Origin of the sequence: Baaleninema simplex PCC 7105, assembly GCF_000332355.1 — a bacterium.
GTDB classification, from domain to species: domain Bacteria; phylum Cyanobacteriota; class Cyanobacteriia; order Cyanobacteriales; family Geitlerinemataceae; genus Baaleninema; species Baaleninema simplex.
Window position 1 is genome coordinate 3,408,495 of record NZ_KB235958.1, and the last position, 1,767, is coordinate 3,410,261.

Annotated in this window: 2 protein-coding genes; one reads left to right on the forward strand and one right to left on the reverse strand. The window is 51.4% G+C overall.

The features are described 5' to 3' along the window. Positions 1 to 87: 87 nt before the first annotated feature. Complete coding sequence (locus GEI7105_RS0117395; RefSeq protein ID WP_144053850.1) at positions 88 to 462, reverse strand: hypothetical protein; 375 nt, start codon at positions 460 to 462, stop codon at positions 88 to 90. A 631-nt stretch (positions 463 to 1,093) separates the two neighbouring features. On the opposite strand from GEI7105_RS0117395, the gene GEI7105_RS0117400 reads away from it, so the two are divergent. Continuing rightward, a partial coding sequence (locus GEI7105_RS0117400) for an RRXRR domain-containing protein (RefSeq protein WP_017661710.1) occupies positions 1,094 to 1,767 on the forward strand: 674 nt, incomplete at its 3' end.

The following is a 1,767-nucleotide window of genomic DNA, read 5'->3' on the forward strand; positions in this document are numbered from 1 at the left end:
GGGGTATTCGGGCTGGCTCGTTTATCTAGGCATGAGCCAGTGAAACAGGAATCTCCGACCATACCCGCTAGGGTTGGGGGGAGAGCGTCAAAAAATTGGATGTAGCGTTTCTGGCGCGTCGTCGTCTACTGAGGCGACCTCCGCCAACTCCTCTGTCCGTCCTGACATCAACACCGCTGCTTCGTCTTCAACGGCGGATTCTAGCGCCACGCTGTCCTCGGCGTCAGAAGACTGTTTCAGGGCGCTGGGAAGATGTTCTCCTTCACCGTCGAGAACCTCGTCGAGCGGTTGTCCGTCTTCGAGGCGGGGAAACACGGGTTCGTCGTCGTTCTCCGTTGTGTTTCCCGTCAAGGTCGGTCGGTATAGATAAGGGGGTTCTTCGGGGCGATCGGTGTCTGTGGGATCGAGCAACACCGGATCGTCTTCGATCGCAGGGGGAAGGGTTTCTTTTGGGTTGTTCATCGACGTCGAGCCTGCCAAGACAAACGGATAACAGAGTTCAGATCGATCTCGAAAACGTTCGAGACCCACTTTAGAGGCGCCGAATTCTCGATCGCTCGTCAGTTTACAAAAGTTCAAAAAATAGCGCGATCGAGACTCTATTTTAGCAATTTAGATAAGCTCTATACCAAATTCGAGATCGACCGATTGGCATTCCAATAAACTTATCTTTAGAGTATCTCGTTTTCATTAATTTTACATAGCTCTTAAACAAACTGTAACGAAGGGTCTATCGACAGATTGGGCGATCCCCGCAATCGTGTAAAGTTTTTTTTGATTGGGTTGACAAAAATAGAGAGTAGCGCCAGCTTAAAAGAGGTGAAACTTACTAGGTTTTCCTGTCAACAACCCGCCGTCAAGCCTGTTGGCTATGACGGGGGCTTGAAAAAGCCCACAAGTTGACCAGCCTAAGTCTTCCGAAGACTACGTTACGTCCGAGAGTTTAAGTTCCTACCGACGAGTACGTTGCCAGCTTGTCGCTCTAGAACTGAAAAGTTAAACAGCTTAAAACGGGTTAAGGCAGTGCTTTTCAGATAGTACCGAGACGTAACCTTGGCGAGGCAAACGTTACCCCTTTTGGGAGTTGTGTATTATGCACGTTTTCGTTCTCGACAAAGACAAAAACCCCCTAGCACCATGCCATCCAGCCAAGGCGCGGCGGCTCCTGAAATCCGGTCGAGCTTCGGTATTTCGTCGCTATCCATTTACCCTTATCTTGCACGAGATTGAAGCCAAAGATTGTGTCGTTCCGGAAACTCAACTCAACGCTTCGGCTCCGCTCGCTTCGACTTCGCTCAGCGTTGAGTCCGAGCGGAGTCGAGGACTCAAAATCGATCCCGGCTCGCCAACAACTGGGTTGGCTATCCTGTCCGAAAACCGAGTCATTTGGGCGTCCGAACTCAGCTATCGCGGACAGCAAATTAAGAACGACTTAGAGAAACGTCGCGCTTTACGACGCTCCCGACGCCATCGAAAAACTCGTTACCGAAAGCCTCGCTGTCTTAACCGTACTCGTCCGAAGGGTTGGCTTCCACCGTCTCTCAACGCTTCGGCTCCGCTCGCTTCGACTTCGCTCAGCGTTGAGTCCGAGCGGAGTCGAGGACTCAACCATCGGGTCGAAACTACGATGACCTGGGTGAACCGTTTGCGAAAACTTTTGAAAGAAACTGGATTGCCCGTTGAAGTGGGAACGGGCGGACAGACTAAGTTTAATCGGACTCGATTGGGTTTGCCGAAAACTCACGGGTTCGATGCGGCTTGCGTCGG

Excerpts from the sequence above, each read along its gene's own strand:
- GEI7105_RS0117395 (WP_144053850.1), bottom strand. The coding sequence starts at position 462 with ATGAACAACCCAAAAGAAACCCTTCCCCCTGCGATCGAAGACGATCCG.